At 68.1% G+C, this 13,417-nt stretch carries 17 protein-coding genes and 1 tRNA gene; 9 read left to right on the forward strand and 9 right to left on the reverse strand.

Going from position 1 to position 13,417, the window contains the following annotated elements:
• Positions 1 to 42: 42 nt before the first annotated feature.
• From Q5Y72_RS02280 to Q5Y72_RS02290, 3 genes are all read left to right on the forward strand, one after another.
• A complete protein-coding gene (locus Q5Y72_RS02280) occupies positions 43 to 1,641 on the forward strand; it encodes a hypothetical protein (protein WP_305961799.1) in 1,599 nt (532 codons plus the stop codon).
• A gap of 1,519 nt (positions 1,642 to 3,160) precedes the next feature.
• Complete coding sequence (locus Q5Y72_RS02285) at positions 3,161 to 3,799, forward strand: inositol monophosphatase family protein (RefSeq protein ID WP_305961800.1); 639 nt, start codon at positions 3,161 to 3,163, stop codon at positions 3,797 to 3,799.
• A 122-nt stretch (positions 3,800 to 3,921) separates the two neighbouring features.
• Positions 3,922 to 4,137: a hypothetical protein gene (locus tag Q5Y72_RS02290; protein ID WP_305961801.1), complete on the forward strand. Its 216-nt coding sequence runs from the start codon at positions 3,922 to 3,924 to the stop codon at positions 4,135 to 4,137.
• A 121-nt stretch (positions 4,138 to 4,258) separates the two neighbouring features.
• Here the strand turns inward: Q5Y72_RS02290 and Q5Y72_RS02295 are convergent, their stop codons facing one another.
• On the reverse strand, positions 4,259 to 4,525 hold the full coding sequence (locus Q5Y72_RS02295) for a hypothetical protein (RefSeq protein ID WP_305961802.1): 267 nt from the start codon (positions 4,523 to 4,525) through the stop codon (positions 4,259 to 4,261).
• A gap of 43 nt (positions 4,526 to 4,568) precedes the next feature.
• Here Q5Y72_RS02295 and Q5Y72_RS02300 point away from each other — a divergent pair, with 43 nt between their 5' ends.
• From Q5Y72_RS02300 to Q5Y72_RS02315, 4 genes are all read left to right on the forward strand, one after another.
• Positions 4,569 to 4,802 (forward strand): hypothetical protein, encoded by a 234-nt coding sequence (locus Q5Y72_RS02300; RefSeq protein WP_305961803.1) that lies wholly within the window; start codon positions 4,569 to 4,571, stop codon positions 4,800 to 4,802.
• 84 nt (positions 4,803 to 4,886) lie between these two features.
• Positions 4,887 to 5,387, forward strand: coding sequence for an NUDIX hydrolase (locus tag Q5Y72_RS02305; RefSeq protein WP_305961804.1), 501 nt, complete (start codon positions 4,887 to 4,889; stop codon positions 5,385 to 5,387).
• A gap of 236 nt (positions 5,388 to 5,623) precedes the next feature.
• Complete coding sequence (locus Q5Y72_RS02310; protein ID WP_305961805.1) at positions 5,624 to 5,827, forward strand: hypothetical protein; 204 nt, start codon at positions 5,624 to 5,626, stop codon at positions 5,825 to 5,827.
• 20 nt (positions 5,828 to 5,847) lie between these two features.
• Positions 5,848 to 5,970 carry a hypothetical protein gene (locus tag Q5Y72_RS02315; protein WP_305961806.1) on the forward strand — a complete coding sequence of 41 codons (123 nt, stop codon included), beginning with the start codon at positions 5,848 to 5,850 and terminating at the stop codon, positions 5,968 to 5,970.
• Positions 5,971 to 6,327: 357 nt separating this feature from the next.
• On the opposite strand, the gene Q5Y72_RS02320 is transcribed toward Q5Y72_RS02315, so the two are convergent.
• The 3 genes from Q5Y72_RS02320 to rlmB form a co-directional block, all read right to left on the reverse strand.
• Positions 6,328 to 6,693, reverse strand: coding sequence for a CoA-binding protein (locus Q5Y72_RS02320; RefSeq protein WP_305962073.1), 366 nt, complete (start codon positions 6,691 to 6,693; stop codon positions 6,328 to 6,330).
• Between the two features lie 272 nt (positions 6,694 to 6,965).
• Entirely contained in the window at positions 6,966 to 7,379 is a 414-nt protein-coding gene (locus Q5Y72_RS02325; RefSeq protein WP_305961807.1) for a YHS domain-containing (seleno)protein, read from the reverse strand.
• 87 nt (positions 7,380 to 7,466) lie between these two features.
• Entirely contained in the window at positions 7,467 to 8,270 is an 804-nt protein-coding gene (gene rlmB / locus Q5Y72_RS02330; protein ID WP_305961808.1) for a 23S rRNA (guanosine(2251)-2'-O)-methyltransferase RlmB, read from the reverse strand.
• 121 nt (positions 8,271 to 8,391) lie between these two features.
• Between rlmB and Q5Y72_RS02335 the strand changes: the two genes are divergently transcribed.
• Positions 8,392 to 8,475 (forward strand) — tRNA-Tyr (locus Q5Y72_RS02335).
• A gap of 34 nt (positions 8,476 to 8,509) precedes the next feature.
• Here the strand turns inward: Q5Y72_RS02335 and Q5Y72_RS02340 are convergent.
• Entirely contained in the window at positions 8,510 to 9,223 is a 714-nt protein-coding gene (locus tag Q5Y72_RS02340; RefSeq protein WP_305961809.1) for an anti-sigma factor family protein, read from the reverse strand.
• An 80-nt stretch (positions 9,224 to 9,303) separates the two neighbouring features.
• A complete protein-coding gene (locus Q5Y72_RS02345; protein WP_305961810.1) occupies positions 9,304 to 9,795 on the reverse strand; it encodes an RNA polymerase sigma factor in 492 nt (163 codons plus the stop codon).
• Positions 9,796 to 9,887: 92 nt separating this feature from the next.
• Here Q5Y72_RS02345 and Q5Y72_RS02350 point away from each other — a divergent pair, with 92 nt between their 5' ends.
• Positions 9,888 to 11,213, forward strand: coding sequence for a S8 family serine peptidase (locus Q5Y72_RS02350; protein WP_305961811.1), 1,326 nt, complete (start codon positions 9,888 to 9,890; stop codon positions 11,211 to 11,213).
• Positions 11,214 to 11,230: 17 nt separating this feature from the next.
• Here the strand turns inward: Q5Y72_RS02350 and arsH are convergent, their stop codons facing one another.
• The 3 genes from arsH to arsB are packed head-to-tail and all read right to left on the reverse strand — an operon-like array spanning position 11,231 to position 13,414.
• Positions 11,231 to 11,935, reverse strand: coding sequence for an arsenical resistance protein ArsH (gene arsH, locus Q5Y72_RS02355; protein ID WP_305962074.1), 705 nt, complete (start codon positions 11,933 to 11,935; stop codon positions 11,231 to 11,233).
• Position 11,936: 1 nt separating this feature from the next.
• On the reverse strand, positions 11,937 to 12,356 hold the full coding sequence (locus Q5Y72_RS02360; RefSeq protein WP_305961812.1) for an arsenate reductase family protein: 420 nt from the start codon (positions 12,354 to 12,356) through the stop codon (positions 11,937 to 11,939).
• Complete coding sequence (gene arsB / locus Q5Y72_RS02365) at positions 12,353 to 13,414, reverse strand: ACR3 family arsenite efflux transporter (protein WP_305961813.1); 1,062 nt, start codon at positions 13,412 to 13,414, stop codon at positions 12,353 to 12,355. The genes Q5Y72_RS02360 and arsB overlap by 4 nt, the downstream gene beginning before the upstream one ends.
• Positions 13,415 to 13,417 lie beyond the last annotated feature (3 nt).

Below are 13,417 nucleotides of genomic sequence, written 5' to 3' on the forward strand. Positions count from 1 at the left end.
CGCCGATCAGGGGGCCCAATTGGATGCCGATTGACAATCGGCGTGGATGACGCTGCCATTGCCACGCACACGTCCGGTCAACCCGACCCGGACTTTCATTCACTGGCCTATGATCCCGACACCCATGTTCTGATCTTCAAGGTGGCCGTGGCCACGGGCTTTGACGCGCCCCGCGCGTGGACGCTGGTTTCCGTGCGCCCGAACCGGGGCCGCGACTTCGGTATGCAGATCGTGGGACGGATCATGCGCGTGCATCCCTCCGTGCGGCCTATCCATGGGCAGGATGCGTTGTTGGACAGCGGCTATGTTCTGCTGACGGACCCGGACATGCAAGTTGGGCTGCAAGCGGCGGTGGACGAGTTGAAGGCGGTGCGCGAAAGCATCGAACTGATAACCGACAATCTGGACGTGTACGAGTTTGGCAATGCCGAGAAACAAGCCATCGCGTCGGATGTTCCAAAGCCGCCCTTCACACCCAAGCCACCGGAAAATGAAGCAGAGCGGCAAGAGCGCCTGACGAACCTGATCGAACAAGGCGTCGTCCGGGCAGATGTGCAGAACATGCCCGACACGGAAAAGGACCGTGCCATTGTCGCGGGTGAGACGTGGCAGAGCATGAGCGACACGCCGCTCTTTGGCGATCTGCCGGAAAGCAAGAAGCCTGATACCGACAAGGGGCCGAGCAAGCCGAAACTCCGGCCCTATCCGCTGCGCAAGGACTTGGACTTGCCCAAGGCACTGGTCCGGGAACTGCCACCCGACCCGATGAAGCTGAACGATCTGGTGCAGGACATAGCGCGCGAGTTTTGCCGCTCTGCCGATATGCCCGGTCTGCTACAACGCAAGCTGACAAAGGCGCATCTCGACTTGCGCGACTTGTTCGCGTCTGAGTTACAGGAAACGGTGGACCTGCGCTTGCGACTGTCCAATGCGCGGGTGGCTGAGAAGGCGCAACTGGCCTTCAACTTCAATGACGCCATCGACCCACGCCTTTTGAAGCGCGCACTGGTGGAGGAACTGCGCGGCATCGTGGACGACAAAGGCATCGAAGCCGAGGAACGTGACCTGCGCCGCGCTATTGATCTGGCCGGGATGATGGAACCCGAGAAGCTGAAAGAGGCCATCAAGACCGCACAGGCCCGCAATGTGCGAACCGACACCAGCGAACCTGTACCAGAGCAATACTTCGGACCGGATGGGCTGAGTGAAGCTGAGAAGTCAGCCTACGGCGTGTTCCCGCATCGTCTGAACAAGGAAGAACAGGACTTCGCCGCGTTTCTGGACGCAGACAAGACAGGGACAGTTAAGTGGTGGATGCGAAACCCAGAGAATGAAACTTGGGCAACTCGCCTGATACTGCCGTCCGGGCACCGGTTCTTTCCTGACTTCGTTGTGGGTGTCAGCGGTCGGACGACGCCAGACGCCATTGCATTGGTTGAGATCAAGGATGACGGCGAAACAGGGCGGCTACAGTCAGACCGGAACGTGGAGAAAATCCGCGTCCAGCATCGCGAATATCGGAATGTCTTCTGGACTTACCGTTCTGACGGCACGTGGATACGCGCGCGCTATGCGGAAGGGCTGCACAAGATCGTTCCCAATGACCGCTTTGACGTTAAGGAACTTGTCTACCTCGGATAAGCTATCAGTCAGAAAAATATGACGATTTTTTCCGTGGTCCCATCTACACATCGCCATGGGCCAACTTCCCCCATACCCCACCCGCGCGGGCAGGGATACGCCCCGCCTCGCGACCCAGCTTCACCATCGGACGGAAGAAGACGCCGGGTGTCAGCAGCCGCACCACCGATAGAGCGGACGAAGCGTCGCGTCGTGACCCGCCGCCACTATTGGACGAAGGGAAAGCCAAGGCGGCATTCGGGCCACCTATAGGACGACAGGAAGGCCACCTGAGCGGCACCCGGCGGTTGACAGAAACACAACCAAGACAGCATAAGTGTGACACGAAGTGCGACACACAACTCAACCTCGCACTCGATTTTTCAAGCCTACCAGTGGCTTAGAAAAATGGTAGCGAGTCCGGTACCCGCCTCCAATTCCTCCACCCATCGCCGGTTCGCCGCCAGCTTTCGCGGGACATGGGCATTGATGTGAAGCGCGAGGGTGGTCGTGGCGATGGGTCGCGGCAAGGCGCGCGAGGGCCTTGCACGCGTCGCGGCGGACGGCTGCGCACGTTCCCGCGAGATGCGGGATGCAGATGAGCCGCTGGCGCGATCCGTCCTCGCCTGCTGTCCAGAGGCATTTTGCCGCGTCCTTCCGATGGCTCGCCCCTCAACCCGGCCAAGCCGCGACGCCCTGCGCCTCTTGCCGTGGCGGCGGTCCGGACTGCACGGTGCAAGAGGCGCAGCGGGGGAATGCGCTGGCCGGACGGCGGTGACGGTCGCGCTGCGGCATCGGCACGCAGGCCGGCGTGACGCTTGCGACGGGCCGAGGAGGCTTCGGACCGTGCCAGCGGTCCGGGGCTTGCCGGTCGCGCCCGGAATGCCCCGATCATTCGAGTCCTGCGCAATCGCCTTGTGCGTCCGTCCTGCATCGCGGAGACGCCCCGCCTCGGCGCGCGCGCGGGCGACGCGTTCGGGCTTGCTTGCCGTCCAATCGAGCTGCCGCCGGTGTCTGTCCGGGAAATGGCGGCCCGGATCGAAAATCATGCCATCAATCAGGATTTCGCCCCCGCCGACGGTTTCGATCTCGATCTCCGCGTGCCGTGCACACTCAGAAAGGGGGGGCCGTGGCTGCGCCACCCCTGGACTTCTTCAAGATCGACATGCAGCAGCGCTGCCCCAGCCGCCCGGCAGATCGTCTCGAGCGGCGCCAGCGCATCCGGGACATACTGGCTGCCACGATCCGGCGCGATTTCCAGAAAGACCCTCTCGCTGACGAGATCGTCGCGGTTTTCCTCGGCGTGGCGTCGAATGACAGCGCTGATAGCGGATGGTGCGGCTTACCTTTGCGGCCTCGTCGATGTCGTCCGGCAAGGTCGTGAAGCGGGCCCATGGAACCGGCAGCGTCCAGTAGAAACCGACGGCTTTGCGCATGGATTGCCGATCCTCCGACCCGAACCGAACCGGAAAATCCCGAGCGATCCGCGCGCGCACCGATTCCGTCCCATCCATAAACCACCAAAGCAAAGGAGACCGAGATGATCCAGTCCGATGTCAGGCCGGCCGCCGCCGCGCTGCTGGCCGCCGTGATCGAGGCCGTGATCGAGGCCGTGATCGAGGCCGGCGCCATGATCCGCGCCGAGTTCCATCGCAGCGGCGGGCCGCGTGGCGGCTGGGCGACGGCGCCGATCGACATCGCGGTTGATGCCGTTCTGAATGCCAGCCTGCGCGCCCTGCTTCCCTGCGCCTTCGTCCAGAAATCAGCCATGTCACCCCCGGCCGCCGACAATGTCTGGGTGGTAGCCCCGCGGGACGGCACCCGCGGCTTCCTGGCCAGGCGTCGGGGCTCGGCGGTGTCGGTCGCGCTGCTGCGCGATTGCCGGTCCATCCTCGGCGTCGTCTTTGCGCCGGTCGGTCCGGACAATCGCGGCGACCTGATCGCCCGGGCCGAGGGCGCCACGCTGACCCGCGACGATCAGGCCATACAGCGCGGTGCTGCGGGCGAGCCGGCGGTGGTCGCGATGAACGCCGATGCCGCGAACTACGCCGCGCAAAATCACGAGACCCTGCCCGGAATCCGCATCCGCGCGCTGCCCAGCCCGGCCTGTCGCCCGGCGCTGGCGGCGGTGGCCGAGGTGGATGCCGCGGTCAGCCTGACGCGTGGCCTTGAACACTAGGACATCGCTGGGGCCACGCGCTGCTGATCGGCGCCGGCTGCACGCTGGTCGATCTGGCAGGGCGTCCGGTCAATTACCAGAGGCCCGGCCTCGACGGCTGCATCGGCGGACCGGCTGATCTGGTGACGCGCCTTGTCGCGCTGAAGCCGCAGGCGGGGCGGGCGGCGGCGCGCGACAGCGCGCGGCCCCGTCGCCGCAGCGCAGACGCGCAGCGTCTGGTGCGGGCGCAGGGTTGCCTTCCGGGCCAGCTTGCCGGCAACGCGCTGGGTTCGGCCTTCGAGTTCCGGTCGGCCGCCGACATGGCCCGCAGCCCCCCCCCCGGGGCAGGGCCCGGCTGACCGATGGCGGCTCGTGAGACCTGATCGCCCGGCAGGCCGCCGATGACAGCAAGATGGCGCTGGCGCTGGCCCGTGCGATCGCGTCGGAGGGCGGCTGCGATGCCGCAACGGTGGGCGAAGCCTAGTTGCGCCGGGGGCGCTCGCGGCCCTTCGACATCGGGGGACGACGTGCGATCGTATCCGGACGATCGACGAGGGTCGTCAGGCCCGGTCGGACAGCCAGTCGAACGGCGCCCTGATGCGGGTCAGCCCGATCGGACTCCTTGCCGTCGGCGATCCGGCGCAGGCCGTCCGCGATCGGCTGACGCTCGCCCGCTCCGCGGCGCCCGGCGATTTTCAGCGCCAGCTGGGCTGGGTGCTGACCGCCCTGCAGAACGCGTTCCTTCACCTGCTGGCCGGAACGCCGCTTGCCGACGCGGTCTCGACCACCGTTGCGCGGGCGGACACCGACACGAACGGGGCGATCTGCCGGGCGCTGCTGGGCGCTGCTGGGCGACTGCCAAGGCCGCGAGGCGATCGCGCGGCAGTGGCGCAACACCGTGCTGACGTGCCGGCCGGTGAACGCCTTCGGGGTCAAGCACCCCCGGCCGCAGGAATACTGGCCCGCCGCCACGCTGGAACTGGCCGAGGCCTTCATTGTCGCGGCCGAGAGAGACGCGGCCTGAGCGCCGGACCTGCCCGATACCACCGCCCGCGCGCCGTCTGGCGCCGGGCTCATCACAGCCAAGCTGACAGAAAGCGATCGCGCGATGCATGACATCCCTGATGCCGATGCCTATGGCGCGGTCATTTTCTGCGCCAGGGTCTGGGTTCTCCCGCGCGAATCGGCCGACCATTTCGGCGGCTGCGTCTGGACGTTCCCGAAAGGGAAGCCCCGTGCCGGGGAAAGCCCGGCCGGGACGGCGGCCGGCAGTGCCTTGGACAAAACCGGCTATCGCGTCGACCTTCTGGACGTGATCCGGGGCGTGTTTGCGGGCACAGCCTCGTCCTCGGCCTCCGTTCTGGCGGGCGCGCGGGGCAAGCAGCGCCAGACCACGCTCGAGACCGCATCGACGCGCTGGGTCCGTGTCGAGGAGGTCAAGGAGCATATTGCGCAGACCAGAGTGCGCGAGGGACGCGAACGTGACCTTGCGAATCTCCGCGCGGCCGGCGACCTGCACGCGCACATGCCTTGGGATCGGCGACCGGCAAGGAGGACTGAAACGCAAGGCCCCTGCCGCGCAAGCGGGCGACCATCAGGCGGGAGATGACCTTCGACGATGCCGCAATGGCCCGGATCCGCAGGGGCTATCTGCCGATGGTCATGGAGCGCTAATGGTTCGCCTGGTATGAGGCGCAAGTTCTGCACCTGCACTGCGGATGGCCGGGCTGGGGCATCTGTCAGGTCCGCTTCCGCAAGGAGGCCGCAGGATGGCGGGCGGTGTCAGCGACAGTCAACCGCGACCCCAGGCATTTCTGCAAGACCGATGACGACAGTGATCGTCGCATGATCGCCGAGGTCATCGAGATGTTCATGGTCAGCGGCCCGGCCGTTCCGCCGACCGACCCGCTGCTGGCGCTGCTGACGCAGGCCGCCAAGACGACCTATCTCGGCTCGCCGAAGGTGGTCTCGGACCCGATCCAGCAGATCCTCCCGGCATCCGTGGCGTATGTCAGGCAGGAGGCTGCTTCACCGCCGTCCGGGGTCTGATCCGGGATCTCGCCCGGAGGATGGCCGAGGGTGACGACCATGTGCGGATGGCCGGGTGGCACACGCCCCAGGGCCTCGGCAAGGCACTCTTGCCGTCCATGGGCGTTCGGGACGATGACGGCTTCGCCGACGATCCCGGCTAATTCCTGTCCGAGCCTTTCATGGCCCTGCTTCTCGCCGCCCCGAGAATACTGCAGGATGGCGCACACCACCCGGCGGCAGACCGGGATACGCATGTCCGGGACCAGCTGACCGAACTTCATCAATGGGCCGTTCAGGTTTTCCTCGGAACCGACAGGATCCTGCACCCGAATCTCACGCCGCAGGATTTCCGGTGGCGTCGGATCAACCGCGACTACGGGCGAGACGAAACGTCGATGCCATGCGAGGGAGCCCGCCCCGGACAAAGAGGCAACGGGGCCCTTCTCGCCTGCATCGCAGTTCCACCGGCCCGGCCCGCATGGATTGTGGGGGGGGCCGGACGGGCATAGCCCCGTTCGTCACAGGTGGCGGGGAAACTCGATCTTCGGGCAGCGGTCCTGAATGACGGTGACGCCCTGCGCCCGCGCGCGCCGGGCCGCATCGTCGTCGCGCACGCCCAGCTGTGTCCAGATCACCCTCAGACCTGGCAGTTGCGCCAGCGCCTCGTCCACGATCGCGGCCACCGCATCCGACCGGCGGAAGATGTCGACCATCTCGACCCCGGCATCGGCCGGGATGTCGGACAGCCTCGCGTGGACGGTTTCGCCCAGGATACTGTCGCCGGCATGGGTCGGATTGACCGGAATCACCCGGAAGCCCTGCGCCTGAAGATAGCGCGCCACGCCCCAGCTGGGCCGATCCTCCCTGGGCGACAAACCGACCATTGCGATCACGCGGGTCTCCCGCGCGATTCGCGCGATGTCCTGATCATCGTCCAGATCCAGCTCCACGGCGGGCCTCCCTCCTCTGCCATAGGTTGCGGCACCCTGACACAGAAAAGGCGCCCGGTCCAGAAAAGGCCGGGCGCAAGTCGCGGAACGAGGGACAGTGATCCGAACATGACCGTTCCGGGGCCATGTCCTGAAAAGGAAATGTGCATCGACCCCGGAAAGTTCCAGATCTGTCTCGATATCGTGAACGCGGGGGCCGGCCGCCCCTACTGGCGCAGCTTGATCCAGGTCCGCTTGGCCCGCATCAGGACGTCGCGGGGCGCCGCCATGATCTGCTGTTCGGCCAGTTGCGAGCGCAGGAGGTAGAGCCGCTTGCCGATGATGACGAAATGCCGCGGATCGCCCTCTTGCGCCCTGCCCATCGACAGCGACACCGGGCAAAGACCGCCGAAGCCCGGCATGTAGGCACGCGGATCGGCCTCGAAGCGGGCGCGATTCTCTTCGGTGGCGAAATGCCACTGCCGGCCCTTCCACATGGTCGCGATGTCGCTGCGCCCCGGCACCGGCTGGCCGCCGCGCAGGTAGGACACCACGTCATAGCCATCCAGCGCCCAGTCGTCCGCGACCGCAGGGACCACGGCGACGAGGCTCAGCAGCAGGGCAAGGACGATGTTTTTCATGGCGAATCGAATGGGTGCACCTGCCTAGTAGGCCGACTGCCGCGCGAATCTCAACGGATGGCCTCGATCTTTCGCAGGCTTGTGAACTCATCCCCGGGCGGCGGCGTACAGCGCGACCGCCGCCGCGTTCGAGACATTCAGCGATCCGAAATCCGCGGCGAAGGGAATCCGTGCCAGGTGGTCGCAACTCTTGAGGGTCAACTCGCGCATGCCCGGACCCTCGGCGCCCATCACCAGGCAGACCGCCCGGCCGGGCAGGGTGGCCAGCAGGTCGGGCAGCACGGCCTCGCCGGTGCCGTCCAGCCCGATCAGCGTGAAGCCCATGCCCTTCAGCTGTGACAGCGCCTCGGCAAGATTGGGGACGCGCAGATAGGGCTGACGTTCAAGCGCCCCTGACGCGGTCTTGGCCAGGGCGCCGGTCTCGGGGGCCGAATGGCGGGCGGGCGCGATGACCGCGCGGGCGCCGAACACCTCGGCCGAGCGCAATACGGCCCCGATATTGTGCGGATCGGTGACGCGGTCCAGCGCGACCAGCAGCGGCCGCGTCTCGCCGGGGGCCTCGCGCAGGGCAACCTCGCTGAGACTGCCCCATTTCAGCGGCCTGACCTCCAGCGCGGCGCCCTGATGCACGCTGTCGGGTGCCAGCGGCACCGCCTTGGCAAAGCTGCGCGGATCGGTGATCTCGGGCGTCATGCCGTGCAGATCGCCCAGCCGGTCCAGCGCGTTGCGGGTCACCACAAGCCGCAGCCTCTGCCGCGCCGCATTGGCCAGCGCATCGCGCACGGCATGCAGGCCGAACAGCCAGACCGTCTCGGCCGCCGCCGCCCGCCGGGCGCGTTCCTTGTCGATCACCCAGTCGGGCTTGCGGTTGCTGTGCGGGCGTTCGGCCATGATCGCATCCTTCTGTCCTGCCCCTCTCTGCGCGCGCGGGGACCGTGGCGCAAGCCCCGGAAATCCGCTTGACGCCCCCGGCAGGTCTCGCTAATCACCCCCCACGCCGACGGCGATCGGCGGGCGACGTGCTGCAAGGTGCGGCAGCGGACTGTAACTCCGCCGGGGAGACCCATGCCTGGTTCGATTCCAGGGTCGCCCACCACTCTCCCCCACTTTTCCCCGCATCATCCGACCTCTCAGCGTGAGGCCAGCGCGGCGGCCTCCTGATCGGGGTCGAGGGGCGCGCCGGCGCCCAGTTCGGCCAGGAAATCGTCAAGTCCCGCAAGATCGCCGCTGGCCGGCACGAAGCCGTCGGCGGCGATGGTGGCCGTGGCGAAACGCTGCGCCCAGGCCCCGGTCGCGCCGTCACCGCGGCAGGCGACCACCACCTCGATGCTTTCGGCCTGCCGGGTCTCGAACTCGCGGCAGAATTCGCCGCCCGCGGCGCGGTAGGACGCGATCAGTGTCAGGTCGCGCCCGTCCGCCAGCATCTGCCCCTCGCCCGAGGGCAGGCTGTCAAGCGCCGCCGCAAGTTCGGGGGCAAACCCGCCCCGCGGGTCCGCGCCCATCTGCCACCAGCCCAGCCCGACCACCGCCGCGGTCAGCGCGGCAGCCAGCGCCGCAAGGGGCGCGCGGTTGCGGTTGGCGGCAGGTGTGGCCGGCGGTGGCGGCGTCTGCCGCACCCGCGCGACGGCCGCCGCGCGGATCCGCGCGATCAGCGCAGCGTCGCCGGGGGCGGCCACCCCGTCCTGCGCCGCCAGTGCCTTCAGCCGTTCCCGGCTGTCGGTGAACCGGCGCAGACGCGCCTGCGCCTCGGGGTCCGCCGCGACCAGGGCGCCGAGGCGCGCGGCCTCGTCGGCATCCAGTTCGCCATCGGCCAGCGCCATCAGGGTGACATCATCGATCTGCACTGCCGCATCCTCGTCTCTGGCGGGTCATGCCGGGCCTACGCGCCGGGCCCTGATATATTCCTGCCATCGCCACATCACCGTCACTTTAGGCCAAGGGCCTGCGCCAGGGCCAGCCTTGCGCGCGACAGCCGGCTCATGACCGTGCCCCTTGGAATGTCCAGCACCTCGGCGGCCTCGGCATAGCTGAGGTCCTGAATGCAGACCAGGTGCAGGATCTCGCGCTGATCCTCGGGCAGGTCCTGCATCGCGCGGCGGGTGGCCTGCAGCATCAGCCGCGCCTCGATCGCGGCCTCGCCATCGGTGGCCACGGCATCGGGAAACTCGTGGATGTCGACCCGGCTGCCCTCGCTTTTCTGGCGGCGGGTCATGTCGATGAAGGCATTGCGGGCGATGCGCAGAAGCCAGGGCGCCAGCTGTGCGCCGGGCTGGAAACTGCCAGAGGCGGCGATCGCGCGCTCGACCGTGATCTGGACGAGGTCCTCGGCAAGATCGGGTCGCCGCGTCAGCGACAGCGCATAGCGCCGCAGGTTGGGCAGCAGCCGGATCAGGTCTTCGCCGAAGGCTGCGTCCATTCACTTTGCCTTGTGCAGATGCCAATAAATTCGTGGAATAATTGTCGCGCCAACGCGTAGCTGTCCAGACAGGTTGCATAACCGGAGGTCCCATGTCCAAGTTTATCGTCGCAGCCCTGACCGCCACGCTGATGCTGGCGCTGCAGCCGCAGCACGACTTCGGGCGGCTGACGCTGCTGGCCGCGGCCCATGCCGATGACGACGACGATGAGGGCGAAGGGCGCAGGCTGCGGCGCGGCTCGGACGACGACGACGACGACGCCCAGCCGCGGCGGCGCGCCCGCGCGCCCGCCCCGCCGCGCGCCCAGCCGGCCCCGCCGCCGCCGCGCCGGGCCGCCAACGAGATCCTGGCGCGCGGCCTCGACGAGCCCGACCTCGCGACCCTGCAGGCCGAGGGCTTCGAGGTCATCCAGCGCCGCGTGCTGACCGGCGGCGAAAGCCTGTTGCGGCTGCGCAAGCCCGCGGCCCTCGGCATGCAGGCCGCGCGCGGCCGGGTCCGCCAGCTGGCCTCGGCCCCGGCCGCCGATTTCAACCATTTCTATCGCACCGGGCAGGCCGAAGATGGCGGCCCCTGCCCCGGACGGCAATGCCTGATGCGCGAGATGATCGGCTGGGTCTCGGCGTCGGGCTGCGGGCCGCTGCCGCGCATCGGCATGGTCGACACCGGCCTGAACGAGGATCACATCGCCTTCCGCAGCGCCCGGCTGAGGGTGCATCGGCTGGGTGACGGCGCACAGCCCTCGGACGCGCTGCACGGCACCGCGGTCGCCGCGCTGCTGGTCGGCGACGAGGACAGCCGCAGCCCCGGCCTCGTGCCGGGCGCGGACCTGGTCGCCGTGGATGCCTTCAGCAAGGTCCGGTCGGACGAGCGCACCGACGCCTTCGCGCTGATCGACGCGCTGGACTACCTGGCCGCGCAGCAGGTGCGGATCGTCAACCTGTCGCTGGCCGGCCCGCCCAACGACGAACTGGAACGCCAGATCGGATTGCTGGCCGAACGCGACGTGATCATGGTGGCCGCGGCCGGCAATTTCGGCCCGCGCGCCGAACCGGCCTATCCCGCCGCCTATGACTCGGTGCTGGCCGTGACCGCAGTGGACCGGCGCGGTCAGGTCTATCGCCGGGCCAATCGCGGAGACTATATCGACCTGGCCGCGCCGGGGGTTGATGTCTGGACCGCCGCCTCGGTCAGCGGTGCGCGTACCAAGACCGGCACATCCTATGCCGTGCCCTTCGTGACCGCCGCCGCGGCGCTGTGGCTGCAGCAGCAGCCGACGCTGAGCCCGGACGAATTGCGCGCGCGGATGACCGGCGCGGCCCGCGACCTGGGGCCAAGCGGTCGTGACGCGACCTTCGGCAACGGCCTGCTGAGCCCGCCGCCGCCCTGCACGCGGCAAGCGCCCGCGCCGGCCCCCTAGCGGGGGCGGGCGCGGCGTCAGACCGCCTTGGCCTGGTTGACCCGCGCCGACAGCGCCGCGTGGCTTTCGACGCGTTCGGAATAGCGGTCCACAAGATCGTCGCGGATGTCGCGGGTCAGCAGGGTAAAGCGGACCAGCTCTTCCATCACGTCCACGATCCGGTCGTAATAGGCCGAGGGCTTCATCCGCCCGGCCTCGTCGAATTCGTCCCAGGCCTTGGCGACCGAGGACTGGTTGGGGATGGTCAGCAGCCGCATCCAGCGACCCAGAACGCGCAGCTGGTTCACGGTGTTGAAGCTTTGGCTGCCGCCACAGACCTGCATCACCGCCAGCGTCTTGCCCTGCGTCGGCCGGACCCCACCCAGCGACAGCGGAATCCAGTCGATCTGCGCCTTCATCACCCCCGACATGGCGCCGTGGCGTTCGGGCGAGGACCAGACCATCCCCTCGCACCAGCCCACCAGATCGCGCAGTTCGGCGACCTTCGGATGGTCGGCCTCGACCGCATCGGGCAGTGGCAGGCCGCGCGGATCGAACAGCCGAAGCTCGGCGCCGAAGGCGGTCAGCAGACGTGCGGCCTCCTCGGCGGCATGGCGCGAGAAGCTGCGGGCCCGCAACGAGCCGTAGAGGATCAGGATGCGCGGCGGATGGGTGCTGCGGCGGGCCGGAAACAGGCTGTCGGCGTCCACGGTGCGAAAGGCGTCCGGGTCGAGGTTCGGCATGTCAGTCAAGGAATTCCCCCCGCTCGTTCAGGATCATCTCGCCATCCTCCTTGTAAAGCGGCCCGGCGGGAAGCCTCTCCAGCAGCGGCAGCACCGCCTGCGACGGCCGGCACAGCCGCACGCCTTTCGGCGAGGCGACGATGGGCCGGTTCACCAGCACGGGATGCTCGATCATCGCCGCGATGATCGCCTCGTCACCCACAGCCTCGTCCAGAAGGCCCAGTTCGGCGGCAGGTGATTTCGTCCTGCGCAGCGCCTGCCGGGGCGTCAGTCCGGCCGCGGCGAACAGCGCCAGTAGCTGCGGCCGCGTCCAGCCCTCGGTGAGGTAGTCGATCACCACCGGCTCGGCGCCCGAGGCGCGGATCACGGCAAGCACGTTGCGCGAGGTGCCGCAGGCGGGGTTGTGGTGAATGACGATCATGGCGTCCCCGCGGGAAAATGCCGGCGCGTGCGGTTGGCAATGGCGACCAGCGACAGCATCACCGGCACCTCGACCAGCACGCCGACCACCGTGGCCAGGGCCGCGCCCGAATTCAGGCCGAAAAGGCTGATCGCCACCGCGACCGCCAGCTCGAAGAAGTTGGAGGTGCCGATCAGGGCGCAGGGCGCCGCGACGCGGTGCGGCACCTTCAGCGCCCAGGCCGCGCCATAGGCCAGCGCGAACATCGCATAGCTCTGGATCAGGATCGGCACCGCGATCAGCAGGATCAGCAGCGGCCGGTTCAGGATCGCCTCGCCCTGAAGGCCGAAGAGGATCGCGACGGTGGCGATCAGCCCCATCATCGACAGCGGCTTGATGCGCGCGGTAAACGCCGCGATCGCCTCGGGGCCGGCCAGCGCGCGGCGCGTCACAAGCCCCGCGACCAGGGGCAGCACCACATACAGCAGCGTCGCCAGAACCAGCGTCTGCCAGGGCACCGCGATCTCGGTCACGCCCAGCAGGAAGGCCACGATGGGCGCGAAGGCCACGACCATGATGAGGTCGTTCACCGACACCTGCACCAGCGTGTAGGTGGCATCGCCCCGGGTCAGTTGCGCCCACACGAACACCATCGCCGTGCAGGGCGCGGCGCCCAGCAGGATCAGCCCCGCGATGTATTGCGCGGCATCCTCGGGCGCGATCCGGGACGCGAAGACATGCTCGAAGAACAGCACCGCCAGCGCCGCCATCGTGAAGGGCTTGATGAGCCAGTTCACCGCCAGCGTGATCATCAGCCCGCCCGGCTGCCGCGCGACGCCCGCCACGGCGCCGAAATCGACATTGACCATCATCGGATAGACCATCGCCCAGATCAGCACCGCCACGACGAGGTTGATCGAGGCGACCTCGGCCCCGGCGATGGCGCCGACAAGGCCGGGCGCCACGATCCCGAGGACAAGCCCCGCCCCCATCGCCAGAGCGACCCACAGGGTCAGCCAGCGTTCGAAGGTGCCAAGCGGGCTTGAGTCCGGGCGGATGTCGGCGGTGCTGTCTGTCATGCT

Origin of the sequence: Paracoccus spongiarum, from assembly GCF_030732095.1 — a bacterium.
Classification (GTDB): domain Bacteria; phylum Pseudomonadota; class Alphaproteobacteria; order Rhodobacterales; family Rhodobacteraceae; genus Paracoccus; species Paracoccus spongiarum.